The following is a 1,585-nucleotide window of genomic DNA, read 5'->3' on the forward strand; positions in this document are numbered from 1 at the left end:
GCAAGCTCGCGGTTCGGCGGTGCAACCGGGTCATCGCCCACGGCGTCGGCCCACGACAAAAGGAAAAAGCAATGCCTCCCAAGAAGAAGAAGATCACCGGCTTCATCAAGCTGCAGATCAACGCCGGTGCCGCGACGCCGGCCCCGCCCGTCGGCCCCGCGCTCGGTCAGCACGGCGTCAACATCATGGAGTTCGTCAAGGCCTACAACGCCGCGACGGAAGCCCAGCGCGGCAATGTCATCCCGGTCGAGATCACGGTCTACGAAGACCGCTCCTTCACCTTCATCACCAAGACCCCGCCGGCCGCCGAGCTGATCAAAAAGGCCGCGGGCGTCGCCAAGGGGTCCGGCGAGCCGCACAAGACCAAGGTTGCGAAGCTGACCAAGGACCAGGTGCGCGCCATCGCCGAGCAGAAGATGGAAGACCTCAACGCCAACGACATCGACATGGCGATGCGCATCATCGCCGGCACCGCCCGGTCGATGGGCATCACCACCGAGCTCTGAGCTCACCAAGGCAGCACTGGCCACCCGGCCGGTATGCCGCGTGGAAGGGCCGCGCTGGCCCGCACCACAACCTCCACCTCTGATACCAGGAGTTCTGCATGCAGCGCAGCAAGGCCTACAAGGCCTCCGCCGAGAAGATCGACAAGGACAAGGTCTACAGCCCGCTTGACGCCGTCAAGCTCGCCAAGGAGACCTCGACCACCAAGTACGACGCGACCGTCGAGGTGGCCTTCCGCCTCGGCATCGACCCCCGCAAGGCCGACCAGATCGTCCGCGGCACCGTCAACCTGCCGAATGGCACCGGCAAGACCGCCCGCGTCCTCGTCTTCGCCAATGGCGAGCGCGCCGAGGCCGCCCGGGCCGCCGGCGCCGAGTACGTCGGCTCCGACGACATGATCGAGAAGGTCGCTGGCGGCTGGCTCGACTTCGACTCCGTCGTCGCGACCCCGGACCTGATGGGCAAGGTCGGCCGCCTCGGCAAGATCCTCGGCCCGCGTGGCCTGATGCCGAACCCGAAGACCGGCACCGTCACCATGGACACCGGCAAGGCCGTCTCCGACATCAAGGGCGGCAAGATCGAGTTCCGCAACGACAAGCACGCCAACCTGCACTTCATCATCGGCAAGACGTCCTTCAGCGACGCCGCCCTGGTGGAGAACTATGGCGCCGCTCTCGATGAGGTGCTCCGTCTGAAGCCGGCCGCGTCCAAGGGCCGCTTCCTGCTCAAGGCCACCATGACCACCACCATGGGCCCGGGCATCCCGCTGGACTTCAGCAAGACGCGCAACCTGATGGAGGACGACGCGAGCTGACCGCTCACGTCACCACACGGCATACGGGCCCGTATGCCGTGCCACACCCGGGCGGGCACGAGAACTCCTCGTGCCCGCCCGGGTGTTTCGGCTCGACATAGGCTGTCGGGGCCCCGATCTCCCCGACGGCAAGGACTCACCCATGCGTTCACGACTTCCGCTCGCCGTGTGCGCGCTGGCCCTGGTGGCCGGTTGCGATGCAAGTAGCACCACCACTTCCGGCGCCGGGCCCACCGGGACGAGCACGACCGCGAGCACCGCGTCCTC

General features: G+C 66.9%; 2 protein-coding genes. Both read left to right on the forward strand.

Features of this window, described 5'->3' with window-relative positions:
* Window positions 1-71: 71 nt before the first annotated feature.
* A complete protein-coding gene (gene rplK / locus PKH97_RS05460; protein WP_324386407.1) occupies window positions 72-506 on the forward strand; it encodes a 50S ribosomal protein L11 in 435 nt (144 codons plus the stop codon).
* Window positions 507-604: 98 nt separating this feature from the next.
* Window positions 605-1,318, forward strand: coding sequence for a 50S ribosomal protein L1 (gene rplA, locus PKH97_RS05465; RefSeq protein WP_324386394.1), 714 nt, complete (start codon window positions 605-607; stop codon window positions 1,316-1,318).
* Window positions 1,319-1,585 lie beyond the last annotated feature (267 nt).

The organism is Nostocoides sp. (assembly GCF_035343835.1).
GTDB classification, from domain to species: domain Bacteria; phylum Actinomycetota; class Actinomycetes; order Actinomycetales; family Dermatophilaceae; genus Nostocoides_A; species Nostocoides_A vanveenii.